Raw genomic sequence first — 12809 nt, 5'->3', positions numbered from 1 at the left:
TATGAAAAAATTCCTTACAGTTACCATTTTTTCAGGCCTATTTACTTTACTTAAAATGCTAAGTGGCTTTGTCATCGGTAAAGTGGTCGCAATATATACTGGCCCATCTGGAATTGCAATGATTGGGCAATTGCAAAGTGTAATTAGCATACTTAGCGGTGTTGTCAACGCTCCAGTAGGGAATGGAGTAGTACGGTATACAGCAAAAAATTATGAAAATGGTACTGTTCATTGCGCGCCTTGGTGGCGCGCATCGATAAAGTTATCGATCACTCTGTATCTTTTTATCGCTGGTTCAACTATTGTTTTTTCAAAATATCTCTCTTTTTATTTTTTTTCCCATGAAGAATATTCTTGGCTTATAATCCTTGCTTGCTCAGCTCTTCCTCTTTCAGTTGCGAATACTTTATTGGCGTCAATTCTTAATGGACAACAAAAATATAGACAATATATTGTATCAGGTATGATATCCGTTATTGTTTCGACGTTGTTCTTAATTTTAATGACTGTTTGCTACTCCCTTGAAGGTGCGCTCATTTCCGTATCTTTAAATACATCAATTGCGGGTTTTGTTTTGATGATTTATTGCAAACGGAAAGATTGGTTTATCTATAAAAACTTCTTCGGGAAGGTATCCAGAGAGGAAACAAGAGGAATATTAAATTATTCTTTAATGGCATTTACTTCTGCTTTATCTTTTCCTGTAGCGCTACTGATCGCGAGAAAAATAATGATTAGTGAAACAGGATGGCAGGATGCAGGGCAATGGCAAGCTGTTTGGAAGATATCAGAAGCGTACCTTGCAGTGATGACAATAGCATTGAGCACCTACTTCATGCCTAAGCTTTCTTCAATTAATGAAAGTTTAGCAATTAAGAAAGAAGTTAATCGTCTGATTCTGGTAATAGTGCCTTTTACAGCTGTGATGGCATTATTTATATATTTATTTAGAGATGTTGGAATCACACTACTTTTCACCAATGAGTTTTATGAAGCACGAAATTTATTCTTCTATCAGTTAATTGGTGATGTTGTTAAGATTGCGAGTTTTGTATATGCATATCCAATGCTCGCTCAAGGTAGAATAAAAACTTTTATTTTTTCAGAAGTATTCTTTGCGGTGTCGTTTATTATTCTCGTCGATTACTTCGTAACAAAAATTGGAATTCAGGGGGCAAATATTGCCTATATGATTAATTATTTTGTTTATTTTTGTTTTACTTTTGTTTTCACAAATTTTATAAATCCGAAAATTAAATTGATGTCGTGAGCAAGATATGAAGATAGTAATCCCCGTCGTAGGGTTCAGTCGATCTGGCGGTGAGAGAGTACTGGCCAGAATCGCAACGGAATTAATAAAGTTTGGCCATGAAGTTTACTTAGTGGCACCAGATGATGGTATTGAACCCTATTATCCAACATCAGCCTTAGTCTGTAGAAGTATTAAAGAAAAAAGATATAATAAGTACATGAATTATTTCTGTACAATGAGAAATTTATTTAAAAAATGTAAGTCATTAGAACCCGATATCGTCGTAGCTAATTTTCACTTAACTGCATATATTGCTTTTTTATTACCGAATGAGATACTGAAAGTATACTATATACAAGCTTATGAAGTCATATTTAGTGATAATAAGCTTCGAAAGCTAATTGCTTATTTAACATATTTATTACCCCTAAGGAAAGTCGTAAACAGTGAATCTCTTTTACCAGAGAGGTTAAACAACTACATTGCAGTTGTTCCTGCTGGAGTGGACACAGAGAACTTCTTTCCTAGAAAATTTTCATATAGTAAAAAACATATTGGGTTTATTGGTCGTAAAGAAAAGCATAAAGGAACATCTCAATTGATTGATATTATAATCGATTGGGCCGCAGGGAAAGACATTACGTTGAATGTTGGCGTCTATTTAGCTGAAAGTGATGCGTATAAACTTCAAAAAGCCAATATTAATTTTATTCAAATACCTATCAATAATGATATTGAACTTGCTAATTTTTATCGTTTAAACGATCTTGTATTAGCTGTTGGATTAGTTGAAGATGGAGCATTTCACTACCCTTGTGCTGAAGCAATGGCATGCGGTTGTCTGGTGATTTCGAATTATGCTCCATTAGCTAATTCAAATAGTCTGCTAAAAATAGACAGTTTTAGTCGAGATAACATACTTGAAAAATTAAATTTATTCTTTAGCTTAACTAAATCGCAAATAGATAATGAGCTTGAAATAGGTAATATCATCAAATCACTTTATTCATGGGATAAAGTTGGTGATAAGTTTAATAGAACTTTGCTAGAAATAAAATCATACGAGACTCATAATGATGAACGTCATCCCAACTAAAATATCTGGATTGCTAATTTTAGAGCCTAAAGTCTTTCAGGATGAGAGAGGTTTTTTCATGGAAAGTTTTAATCAGGCTTCTTTTAATGAAGCTGTGGGTAAAGAAGTAGTTTTCGTTCAAGACAATCATTCAAAATCCTCAAAAGGTGTTTTGCGTGGTATGCATTATCAACTTGAACCTGCAGCACAGGGCAAACTTGTTCGCTGTACAAGTGGCGCCGTCTTTGATGTTGCTGTCGATATTCGACCACAGTCAGATACATATGGTGAGTGGGAAGGCGTGATTTTGTCTGCGGAAAATAACAAACAGTTTTGGATCCCCGAAGGCTTTGCTCACGGTTTTTTGGTGTTAACTGACTCTGCTGAATTTATGTACAAAACAACAGATTATTATAATCCGTCATTAGAAAGTGGTTTTGCCTGGAATGATAGGAATGTTGGTATTGAATGGCCAAAGGTTGAAAATATTATCTTATCGGAGAAGGATAAGAACCAACCTCTTTTCGATATAGTTATCTAAATAGATAACTTCTTACGAAGTAATGAATTATTAAATAAAGGTTTTTATATGCGCGTGTTTGATGTTTGTGGTACACTTTATAATTCAAATACAACTTTTGATTTTATTGTTGGATATCACAGATATCGAAATAATAAAGTCCGATCTTTTTACCTGATGATTCTATTATCATTTCCTTGCAAAGTCCTCAATAAGCTAAAATTGTTTTCAATTAGAAAAAGAATGATAGCAACATTAAACGGTGAAGAAAAAAAACATTTGGCGAATTATTCTGAAAAGTTTGTGACAGATGTTTTGTCAAGTAAAGAAAAAAAAATACCGATGCAATTGCTAAGTTCTGATAAAGATAGTTCGCTTTTAATTTCAGCATCAATAGATCCAGTGATAAGTGCAATCGCCGAACATCTTAACGTAAGAGCTTATTCTTCTTTATTGGAATTTGATGCTCATAACAAATGTACCGGTAGACTTTCTTATGATCTAAAAGGGGTCAAATCTGAAAAAATTGATACGAGTAATGTAGATCTTGTTGCTACAGACAATATGACAGATATTGATATTATAAAGCTTAGTAAAATCGCTTATATAATTGTGAATAATAACAATAAACAAAAATGGGAAGGATTCTTGTTACAACATAAAGTAGATCTAGGTAAGGTGATTTTTATATGAGGTTATACATTCCATTCTCTTATCTTCTTTTAACAAGAATTAAAACAAAGCATGAGAGAATAAGCTGGTTTATTATTTACCCTGCATTTCTCATCACTGCGACTTTACTTTTTAATGGTGATCTTTTAAATTTCATGCTTACTTTTTGCATGACTATGTCGCTGTATGAAATTGGGTATTTAGATAATGATTTTAGAACTATTAAAAAGGAGAAAAATCCAACGCTTAGGGCTGATGAGCGGCGATCATGGATAGAATATAACCTCCAATATCTGATTGGAATAAGGTTATTAATTGCTTTGTTAGTTCTTTTTTATATAATTCCATCTATTGATTTTATTCAAAAATCTATATTTATATTTTTACTATGTCTTCTTGCTGTTGGTTTCTATTTTCATAATACACTTCGGTCTAGATGGAATGTTTTAACATATTTCATCGTGGTTCTTTGTCGATATTTAATTCCTGTTGTTGCAGCGGTTAAAAGTGAATTCTATGGATATTTGATACCATTTATCATCATAGCTTTCCCGTTAGTAAGGACAATTGAACATGCCTGTAAAGAAAAATATGAATTACGTCGAATCAAGCTTTTAGTTAGCAACCCAGATAATTTTCGTGTCAAATGGTATGCAGGTATTACTTTTCTTCTCTTAATCTCTATCGTTTTTTATGAAAATGAGATTGTATTTAGATTGGTTCTTTTAAGTGTATATTTTCTGCTGTATCGAATGATGACTTTTTATTTTGCAAGATCAAAAAGTGTCTTAAGGAATAAACATAGTTCTTATAAATGGGATGAAAATGAAAAGTAAAACTGCAGCTATTGTTGTTCTGTTTAATCCAACAAAAAGTCATGTCTTGCAATTAATAAATGACCTAAAAGAACAATGTGATTTAGTTATTCTGGTTGATAATACGCCCGAGAATCATCCAAGAGTTATAGATAAAGATGAAATGGCCAAGAATGTCTTGTATGAACATCTTGGATGTAATATGGGAATAGCCTATGCACAGAATCATGGTTTTATTAAGGCGATAGAATTCGGATGTAAAATATTCTTTACTTTTGACCAAGACTCATCCATTAGTAATTCATTTATATTCGATATGGTAAATGAATACGAAAAATTAGCCAAGGTCAGCACTAAAATTGCGGCATTAGGTCCTTTAATAATCAACGATAGAAATAGCTTGCAATATGATCGAGAAATAAAACTTGGTACAGAAATAGATACGGGCGTTTATTCGGTTGAGAGCATTATTTCCTCGGGCACATTGATACCTCTAAATGCTCTAACTTATATTGGGCTAAACAAATCAGAGTGGTTTATTGATTTGGTCGATATTGAATGGTGTTATCGAGCTCGGTATCTTGGTTGGAAAATTCTTTCTACAAAAAATGTAGCGCTACATCATAATATCGGTATGCAGGATATTAATGTTATGGGGGGACGCAGTTTCGCGAAATGTAGTCCTTTTAGGCTATATTATGTCTATAGGAATTGGCTATTGGCCACCAGAGAAGTTTCATTTCCACTGAAATATAAATTAAAAAAACTGTATGTTATGCCTTGTAAATTTTTTATATATGCATTTAGTGATAATGGTCTATCACGGGTAAAGTATATGCTTCAAGGGATTCGAGATGGTTTAAAGGGCGTGAGTGGACCTTATCGTTAAGATTGTTACCAGTTAAGTAAAACTTATGAGGTTAAATTGGCTATTAAACATTTTAGAATGTACATGCTTTTTCTTTGCATGGCAGCGATTTCTTTATTCTTTGGCTTGCGTATGTTAGGGCAGGATAGCGATTTTATATCTTACGAAATATTTTACGATAGCATTAATAATAATTTTGCTTTTTCTGACACAAGATTTGAACTTGGTTTTGTTCTGGTTAGTTATTTTTTTAAAGAAGTGCTTAATGCTGATATTCATGTACTGTTGGTAGTGATCGCTTTTATCTCACTAACAATTAAAGAATATCTTTTTTTCAAAGGAAGTAATACATTCCTCATTACTATTGTTTACTTGATGGGAATGGGGTTGCTTCACGAAATGACACAGATTCGTGTCGCTATAGCTATAAGCTTTGTTCTTTTAAGTCTTTATTTTAAATCCAACGAAAGAACAAAATTGTCATTTTTATTTTTCATGCTTTCTATGTTGTTCCATTACTCTATGGCTTTTTTTATTATGGGCCTGATAATACCTAATGCATGGTTGGCTAAAAACAAACTAAAAATACCTGTAATTTTTCTTTATGCCGTGATAGCAGCTGCTGTGTTGTATTTCATACAGGGTGTTCTAATTTCTAATTTTAGCATGATAAGATTATATGCCAGTCGGGCTGATAATGAGAGTTTTAACTTTGCGTCTATAAGATTTATGGGGCTGTTATTACCTCTAATAATTGGGGTTTTTTCGTTTAACAATCTAACAGTTTTTCAAAAAAGATGTTTTATAATTTCTATGGCGGCATACGCGATTTCAATACCTGCATCGCTAATCCCTACGATTGCAAGTAGAATTTTCGAGTTAGGATGGACTTGCTTTTATTTTTGGGTGCCAGGGGTTTCCGGTAAATGGAATAAGTTAATCGCATTGTTCCTTCTGACTTTGGTGAGTGTATATTTTGCGGTCAGGAATATCTACCTCGAGCCAATTTTTGGTATGCAATAGTTGTTTGAACTTTTCGTGTTTCGCTTGTTATTGATATTTTTTAAAAAAATAATAATTCAGGTGAATATAGATTTTTAGTATATGTTTGGAATTTGATTGAAATGACGAGTGTTAATAATGAGTAATAATAAGCGAAGAACGTTGTTGTATTTTGTAAACGTTGATTGGTTTTTTATTTCACATCGTTTGCCAATAGCGTTGAAAGCACTTCAGCAGGGTTTCCACGTTGTAATAGCATGTCGTTTTACTACTCACCGTGAGCGACTGGAGTCTATGGGATTCGAAACTTATGAAATCCCTTTCAGTCGAAGCGGTGTTGGGCTGTGTTCAGAAATGAAAACTCTTCTCAAAGTGCGACAAGTTATTAGTTTGACACGTCCTGATATCATCCATTCAATTACTATTAAACCAGTTATATATTCAGGTTTAATGCGGAAAACGCTTTTTAGAAAGAGTGCAATGGTATCAGCAATATCTGGACTGGGATATGTTTTTACGTCCCCAACCTTACGTGCAAGATTAATCAAATTGACTGTTTCATTGCTTTATAAAATTTCGCTGAGCGGGGAAAGGAAAATTGTTATTTTCCAAAATACATCTGATGAAAATATTCTTAGTAACATAGTTGGTTTGACTCACGATGATAAAGTTTTGATTAAAGGTTCTGGCGCTGACCTGAACGTGTATAATTATAAGCCAGAAATGGATGATTGCTCAGTTAAGGTTTCAATGGCATGTCGCTTATTAAAAGATAAAGGTGTTTATGAATATATCGAAGCTGCCAAACTAGTTAAGGAAAAATACCCTAGCGTTGATTTTTTACTTATCGGTACCCCTGATATCGAAAATCCAAACTCAGTCATGCTTCATGAAATCGAAAAATGGGCAAATGATGGAATCGTAAAATATTTAGGCCACAGAACAGATATTGCTGAGATTTTTAGTCAATCTAATATTGTCTGCCTCCCTTCTTTTTATGGTGAAGGGGTTCCAAAGGTTCTTATTGAAGCGGCAGCATGCGGTAGAGCTATTGTCACTACAAATAACCCTGGTTGCAAAGATGCGATTATTGATGGCCAAACAGGTCTCTGTGTCCCTATAAAAAATTCACAGGCTCTGGCTGGCGCTATTATAAGTTTAATCGAGCAACCTGAACTAAGACGCAAAATGGGAATTGCTGCTAGAGATTTTGCTGAACAAGAATTCGATGTCAACTCGGTAGTTGATAAACACATGAGTATCTACAATCGACTTATTACGTAACATAACATCGATTTTTAATCCAAAAGTACTAAATTGTTTTTTAAATTTCTTTATGGATCTGGTTTAAATATTTTTGTAATGTACTAATTGCGCTAAAAATTTTTTTAATCACATTTTGGAGTACCCCACACTTATAGTGGGTGAAAGTTTTAAAAGCAATTTTAGCTACCTCCATGACCTTAACCTGAGTTAACATTATCGACATATTCAAGCCGCGCACAAGCAGCGGTGACCACACCTGACAGGAGTATGTAATGTCCAAGCAACAGATCGGCGTTGTCGGTATGGCAGTGATGGGGCGCAACCTGGCGCTCAACATCGAAAGCCGTGGTTATACCGTCTCCGTTTTCAACCGCTCCCGTGATAAGACTGAAGAAGTCATCGCTGAGAATCCAGGCAAGAAACTGGTTCCTTTCTATACGGTTAAAGAGTTCGTTGAGTCTCTGGAAACGCCTCGTCGTATCCTGTTAATGGTGAAAGCGGGCGCAGGTACCGATGCTGCTATCGATTCCCTGAAACCGTATCTGGATAAAGGCGACATCATCATTGATGGCGGCAACACCTTCTTCCACGACACCATCCGTCGTAACCGTGAACTGTCTGCTGAAGGCTTTAACTTCATCGGTACCGGTGTATCCGGTGGTGAAGAGGGCGCCCTGAAAGGCCCATCAATCATGCCTGGCGGTCAGAAAGAAGCCTACGAACTGGTTGCACCTATCCTGACCAAAATCGCAGCGGTTGCCGAAGATGGCGAACCGTGCGTGACCTATATCGGTCCGGACGGTGCGGGCCACTACGTTAAGATGGTTCACAACGGTATCGAATACGGTGATATGCAGCTGATTGCAGAAGCCTACTCCCTGTTGAAAGGCGGTCTGAACCTTTCTAACGAAGAGCTGGCTGAAACCTTCACCGAGTGGAACAAAGGTGAGCTGAACAGCTACCTGATCGACATCACCAAAGATATCTTCACTAAAAAAGATGAAGAGGGTAAATACCTGGTTGATGTGATTCTGGATGAAGCAGCGAACAAGGGTACCGGTAAATGGACCAGCCAGAGCTCTCTGGATCTGGGCGAACCTCTGTCCCTGATCACCGAATCTGTGTTTGCACGTTACATTTCCTCTCTGAAAGAGCAGCGCGTTGCGGCATCTAAAGTGCTCTCTGGTCCGCAGGCTAAGCCAGCGGGTGACAAAGCGGAATTCGTTGAGAAAGTTCGTCGCGCTCTGTACCTGGGTAAAATCGTTTCCTACGCGCAGGGCTTCTCACAGCTGCGTGCAGCGTCTGACGAGAACAACTGGGATCTGAACTACGGCGAAATCGCGAAGATCTTCCGTGCGGGCTGCATCATTCGTGCGCAATTCCTGCAGAAAATCACCGATGCCTATGCAGAAAACGCGGGTATCGCGAACCTGCTGCTGGCACCGTATTTCAAGAAAATTGCGGATGAATATCAGCAGGCGCTGCGTGATGTTGTTGCTTACGCTGTACAGAACGGTATTCCGGTTCCGACCTTCTCCGCTGCCGTGGCATATTATGACAGCTACCGTGCTGCCGTACTGCCAGCGAACCTGATTCAGGCACAGCGTGACTACTTCGGTGCGCATACCTACAAACGCACCGATAAAGAAGGTGTGTTCCATACCGAATGGCTGGATTAATCTGATTTAACGCCGTCTGATAACAAAGCCTGATGAACCTCATCGGGCTTTTTTTATCGCGCTTACGCCCATGTGGACTTGCTTTGCTCAACGAGCATCGTTTAACACCATATAAACCACTGCATTTTCTCATTTCTGTAGCCAGGCATTCACCTTGACAGCCGCTCAACATAAGAGGTAAAAACCTCAACAGTTGTTTATTGCGGTGGGGTGTTTATGCCTCCTGAAACTCAAAACTTGAAGAAGTTGAACGAATGAAAATAACTATCTCCGGAACGGGCTATGTTGGGCTTTCAAACGGCATCCTGATTGCACAAAACCATGAAGTGGTGGCGCTGGATATCGTTCAGTCCAAAGTAGATATGCTCAATCAGAAGCAGTCTCCGATTGTCGATAAAGAGATCCAGGAATATCTTGCCAACAAACCTCTGAATTTTCGTGCGACGACGGACAAAGAAGATGCCTATCGTGGTGCGGATTTCGTCATCATCGCGACACCAACAGATTACGATCCCAAAACCAACTACTTCAACACCTCTACTGTTGAAGCCGTGATCAAAGACGTTATCGCAATTAATCCAAAAGCGGTAATGATCATCAAATCGACCATTCCGGTAGGCTTCACCAAATCGATTAAAGAAGAGTTGGGTATTGATAATGTCTTCTTCTCGCCAGAGTTTCTGCGCGAGGGCAGGGCGCTATACGATAACCTGCACCCCTCGCGTATCGTGATCGGTGAGCGCTCTGAGCGGGCGGAGCGTTTTGCCGCGCTGCTCCAGGAAGGCGCAATCAAGAAAGACATTCCGGTTCTGTTTACCGACTCCACGGAAGCCGAAGCCATCAAGCTGTTCGCCAATACTTATCTGGCGATGCGTGTAGCGTACTTCAACGAGCTGGACAGCTACGCAGAGAGTTTGGGCCTGAATACCCGTCAGATCATAGAAGGCGTGTGCCTCGACCCTCGAATCGGCAACCACTATAACAACCCGTCATTCGGTTACGGCGGCTACTGCCTGCCAAAAGATACCAAACAGTTGCTGGCCAACTATCAGGCTGTACCGAATAACCTGATTTCAGCCATTGTAGATGCCAACCGCACGCGTAAAGATTTCATCTCTGACTCCATCCTTGCGCGTCAGCCTAAAGTTGTGGGTGTGTATCGTCTGATCATGAAGAGCGGTTCAGATAACTTCCGTGCCTCTTCCATTCAGGGCATCATGAAGCGCATTAAGGCTAAAGGGGTGCAGGTTATTATTTATGAACCCGCGATGCAAGAAGATGAGTTCTTCCACTCCCGCGTGATTCGCGATCTGGATGCGTTCAAGCAGGAAGCGGACGTGATCATCTCTAACCGCATGGCGGAAGAGCTGGCGGACGTGGCGGATAAAGTCTATACCCGCGATCTGTTCGGAAGCGATTGATTACTCTTAACGCACGTAAAAAACCCGGCCATGTAGCCGGGTTTTTTATTTTCAGACCTTGTAGAAAGCGCGATACCAGTCGACAAAGTTCTTCACTCCGTCTTTGACCGACGTCTGCGGTTTAAAGCCAATAACGTCATACAACGCTTTCGTATCCGCGCTGGTCTCCAGCACGTCACCCGGTTGAATCGGCATCATGTTTTTCTCTGCTTCTTTGCCGAGAGCTTCTTCCAGCGCCGTGATGTAATCCATAAGCTCGACCGGAGAGCTATTACCAATGTTGTAAACGCGATAAGGCGCGGAGCTGGTCGCCGGGGAACCGGTCTCGACGGTCCAGTCTGCATCGGCTTGAGGAATGACATCCTGCAGACGAATAATGGCTTCGGCGATATCGTCGATGTAAGTGAAGTCGCGCTTCATCTTGCCGTAGTTGTAAACGTCGATGCTTTTGCCTTCAATCATTGCTTTGGTGAATTTAAACAATGCCATGTCCGGGCGTCCCCAGGGGCCGTAAACCGTAAAGAAGCGCAGGCCTGTTGTCGGCAGGTTGTAGAGATGCGAGTAAGTATGTGACATCAGCTCATTAGCTTTTTTAGTTGCCGCATAAAGCGAAACTGGATGATCTACCGAGTCCCCCGTAGAGAAGGGCATCTTACGATTGAGGCCATAAACGGAACTGGATGACGCATACAGCAGATGCTGAACGTTGTTATGGCGACAACCTTCCAGCACGTTAAGGTGACCAACCAGGTTGGCATCTGCATAGGCGTGCGGATTTTCCAGCGAGTAGCGCACACCTGCCTGCGCGGCCAGATGAATCACCCGATCAAACTTCTCAGAGGCGAACAGCGCTGCCATTGCTTCACGATCGGCTAACTCCATTTTGTGGAAGTTGAAATTCCCCGATTTCAGCAAGTCCAGACGTGCCAGCTTAAGATTGACGTCATAGTAGTCATTCAGATTATCAATACCGACAACCTGATGGCCTGCGTCCAGCAGTCGTTTGCTGACATGTGAACCGATAAAACCTGCTGCGCCCGTTACCAAAAATTTCATATCTTTCCTCGTTAACGCTTCGTTCTTGTGATGCATAAGGCATCCGAATTTGTCTATGATAGCGCGTAGCACACCCGATACATAACCCATCTTTCCGATATAACTCATCGAATTCCTATAGAAAAATCCTCAGCAACAGATAAACTACGTAAACATAATTTTTTTTTGCCCTTTTTCATCTGTTAGGGATTGTATGACGCAAAACAACAATAGCCTGGTCACGCGCAGTACTGACCCGGAGCAAATTGATTTACTTGATTTAGTGCTGCAACTTTGGCGCGGAAAGTGGGTAATTGGGGCATTTATTGCGGTTTTTATCGTATTAGCGGGCGTATACATTACAGTCGCGAAAGAGAAATGGACCTCCTCCGCCATTATTGCTCAGCCAGATGCGGCGCAGATCGCCACTTACGCCAATGCACTGAATATCCTTTACGGTAGCGCTGCACCTTCAATGCTGGATATCCAGAACCGTGCTATTAATCGTTTCAATTCCTCGTTTTCTGCTTTAGCTCAGGCTCTCGAAAACCAGGACATTCCAGAAAAGCTGACTATCGACACCACCGTTAAGGGGCAACCGCTGCCGTTAAGCGTCTCCTATCAGGGGGAGTCTGCAGAAGCGGCTCAAAAACAGCTGGCGCAATACATACAGCAGGTTGATCAGCAAACAGCGAAAGAACTTTCTCTCGACCTCAAAGATAATATCAAGCAGCAAATTACCACGCTAAATGACTCTCTGGAAAACCAGGAAAAGGTTGCTCAGGAGCAGAAAGATCTGCGAATCAAACAGATCACTGAGGCGCTTAAAAATGCGGAAGCTGCAAAAATCGCGACCCCACAGATCCAGCAAACTCAGGATGTGACCCAGGAAACTATGTTTCTGCTGGGTAGTGAAGCGCTGAAATCTATGATTGATAACGAAGCGTCTCGCCCGTTAGTGTTCTCTCCTGCTTACTATCAGACGAAACAAAACTTACTGGATATCGAGAAGTTGAATGTGAATCCAGACACGATTCACGTCTATCGTTACGTCATGAAGCCGGATCTCCCTGTCCGTCGTGATAGCCCGAAAAAGGCGATCACCTTAATTCTGGCGGTTCTGCTGGGCGGGATTATTGGTTCTGGTGTGGTACTGGGCCGCAATGCACTGCGTAACTACAAACCCAAATCCTGAACCACATTG

At 39.9% G+C, this 12809-nt stretch carries 12 protein-coding genes; 11 read left to right on the top strand and 1 reads right to left on the bottom strand.

Features of this window, described 5'->3' with window-relative positions; translation table 11 throughout:
- Position 1 precedes the first annotated feature (1 nt).
- The 10 genes from AAER43_RS15020 (at position 2) to ugd (ending at position 10570) form a co-directional block, all read left to right on the top strand.
- Positions 2 to 1270 (top strand): O-antigen translocase, encoded by a 1269-nt coding sequence (locus AAER43_RS15020; protein WP_050862485.1) that lies wholly within the window; start codon positions 2 to 4, stop codon positions 1268 to 1270.
- Positions 1271 to 1277: 7 nt separating this feature from the next.
- A complete protein-coding gene (locus AAER43_RS15015) occupies positions 1278 to 2348 on the top strand; it encodes a glycosyltransferase family 4 protein (RefSeq protein ID WP_050862484.1) in 1071 nt (356 codons plus the stop codon).
- The gene (rfbC, locus tag AAER43_RS15010; RefSeq protein WP_342702033.1) at positions 2329 to 2868 is read left to right on the top strand and encodes a dTDP-4-dehydrorhamnose 3,5-epimerase; all 540 of its coding nucleotides are present in this window, start codon (positions 2329 to 2331) and stop codon (positions 2866 to 2868) included. Before AAER43_RS15015 ends, rfbC begins: the two co-directional genes overlap by 20 nt.
- Before the next feature lie 48 nt (positions 2869 to 2916).
- Complete coding sequence (locus AAER43_RS15005) at positions 2917 to 3540, top strand: hypothetical protein (protein WP_050862483.1); 624 nt, start codon at positions 2917 to 2919, stop codon at positions 3538 to 3540.
- Positions 3537 to 4355: a hypothetical protein gene (locus AAER43_RS15000; protein ID WP_050862482.1), complete on the top strand. Its 819-nt coding sequence runs from the start codon at positions 3537 to 3539 to the stop codon at positions 4353 to 4355. Before AAER43_RS15005 ends, AAER43_RS15000 begins: the two co-directional genes overlap by 4 nt.
- Complete coding sequence (locus AAER43_RS14995) at positions 4345 to 5223, top strand: glycosyltransferase family 2 protein (RefSeq protein ID WP_050862534.1); 879 nt, start codon at positions 4345 to 4347, stop codon at positions 5221 to 5223. Before AAER43_RS15000 ends, AAER43_RS14995 begins: the two co-directional genes overlap by 11 nt.
- A 36-nt stretch (positions 5224 to 5259) precedes the next feature.
- Positions 5260 to 6225 carry an EpsG family protein gene (locus AAER43_RS14990; RefSeq protein WP_127353100.1) on the top strand — a complete coding sequence of 322 codons (966 nt, stop codon included), beginning with the start codon at positions 5260 to 5262 and terminating at the stop codon, positions 6223 to 6225.
- 117 nt (positions 6226 to 6342) lie between these two features.
- Positions 6343 to 7488: a glycosyltransferase family 4 protein gene (locus AAER43_RS14985; RefSeq protein WP_050862480.1), complete on the top strand. Its 1146-nt coding sequence runs from the start codon at positions 6343 to 6345 to the stop codon at positions 7486 to 7488.
- A 254-nt stretch (positions 7489 to 7742) separates the two neighbouring features.
- Positions 7743 to 9149, top strand: coding sequence for an NADP-dependent phosphogluconate dehydrogenase (gene gndA / locus AAER43_RS14980; protein ID WP_023294999.1), 1407 nt, complete (start codon positions 7743 to 7745; stop codon positions 9147 to 9149).
- A 254-nt stretch (positions 9150 to 9403) separates the two neighbouring features.
- On the top strand, positions 9404 to 10570 hold the full coding sequence (ugd, locus tag AAER43_RS14975; RefSeq protein WP_050862479.1) for a UDP-glucose 6-dehydrogenase: 1167 nt from the start codon (positions 9404 to 9406) through the stop codon (positions 10568 to 10570).
- A 51-nt stretch (positions 10571 to 10621) separates the two neighbouring features.
- On the opposite strand, the gene AAER43_RS14970 is transcribed toward ugd, so the two are convergent.
- Positions 10622 to 11626 carry an NAD-dependent epimerase gene (locus AAER43_RS14970; RefSeq protein WP_050862478.1) on the bottom strand — a complete coding sequence of 335 codons (1005 nt, stop codon included), beginning with the start codon at positions 11624 to 11626 and terminating at the stop codon, positions 10622 to 10624.
- A 193-nt stretch (positions 11627 to 11819) separates the two neighbouring features.
- Here AAER43_RS14970 and wzzB point away from each other — a divergent pair, with 193 nt between their 5' ends.
- A complete protein-coding gene (wzzB, locus tag AAER43_RS14965) occupies positions 11820 to 12800 on the top strand; it encodes an LPS O-antigen chain length determinant protein WzzB (RefSeq protein ID WP_023337515.1) in 981 nt (326 codons plus the stop codon).
- Positions 12801 to 12809 lie beyond the last annotated feature (9 nt).

This window comes from Enterobacter sp. FUJ80071 (assembly GCF_038739915.1).
Classification (GTDB): domain Bacteria; phylum Pseudomonadota; class Gammaproteobacteria; order Enterobacterales; family Enterobacteriaceae; genus Enterobacter; species Enterobacter kobei.
Note: the sequence above shows the minus strand (reverse complement) of the source record. Positions and strands in the feature narration are given on the sequence as shown.

Bases quoted from the DNA above. Each gene is read 5' to 3' on its own strand.
- AAER43_RS15020 (WP_050862485.1), top strand. From the start codon at position 2: ATGAAAAAATTCCTTACAGTTACCATTTTTTCAGGCCTATTTACTTTA.
- AAER43_RS15015 (WP_050862484.1), top strand. From the start codon at position 1,278: ATGAAGATAGTAATCCCCGTCGTAGGGTTCAGTCGATCTGGCGGTGAG.
- rfbC (WP_342702033.1), top strand. From the start codon at position 2,329: ATGAACGTCATCCCAACTAAAATATCTGGATTGCTAATTTTAGAGCCT.
- AAER43_RS15005 (WP_050862483.1), top strand. From the start codon at position 2,917: ATGCGCGTGTTTGATGTTTGTGGTACACTTTATAATTCAAATACAACT.
- AAER43_RS15000 (WP_050862482.1), top strand. From the start codon at position 3,537: ATGAGGTTATACATTCCATTCTCTTATCTTCTTTTAACAAGAATTAAA.
- AAER43_RS14995 (WP_050862534.1), top strand. From the start codon at position 4,345: ATGAAAAGTAAAACTGCAGCTATTGTTGTTCTGTTTAATCCAACAAAA.
- AAER43_RS14985 (WP_050862480.1), top strand. From the start codon at position 6,343: ATGAGTAATAATAAGCGAAGAACGTTGTTGTATTTTGTAAACGTTGAT.
- gndA (WP_023294999.1), top strand. From the start codon at position 7,743: ATGTCCAAGCAACAGATCGGCGTTGTCGGTATGGCAGTGATGGGGCGC.
- ugd (WP_050862479.1), top strand. From the start codon at position 9,404: ATGAAAATAACTATCTCCGGAACGGGCTATGTTGGGCTTTCAAACGGC.
- AAER43_RS14970 (WP_050862478.1), bottom strand. From the start codon at position 11,626: ATGAAATTTTTGGTAACGGGCGCAGCAGGTTTTATCGGTTCACATGTC.
- wzzB (WP_023337515.1), top strand. From the start codon at position 11,820: ATGACGCAAAACAACAATAGCCTGGTCACGCGCAGTACTGACCCGGAG.